Genomic DNA, 295 nt, shown 5'->3' with positions numbered 1-295 from the left:
ATGGTCTGGACCTTCGGCATGATGGCACTGCGCAAGGCCGACATTGGCGAGTTCTTCGCCGAGTTCGTGCGGTTCACCATCTTCACCGGCTTCTTCTGGTGGCTGCTGACCAACGGCCCGAATTTCGCGTCGTCCATCTATGCGTCCCTGCGGCAGATTGCAGGCCAGGCAACGGGGTTGGGGCAGGGGCTTTCGCCGTCCGGCATCGTCGATGTTGGCTTCGAGATTTTCTTCAAGGTGATGGACGAAACCTCGTACTGGTCGCCGGTCGATAGCTTCGTCGGTGCCTCGTTGG

At 60.0% G+C, this 295-nt stretch carries 1 protein-coding gene; it reads left to right on the top strand.

The window, feature by feature from the left end; translation table 11 throughout:
* Positions 1 to 18 precede the first annotated feature (18 nt).
* Positions 19 to 295: type IV secretion system protein (locus AC0L3J_RS37915; protein WP_473350523.1), on the top strand; the 277-nt coding region annotated here is incomplete at its 3' end.

Source organism: Bradyrhizobium sp. Kon37, assembly GCF_055807535.1.
Note: the sequence above shows the minus strand (reverse complement) of the source record. Positions and strands in the feature narration are given on the sequence as shown.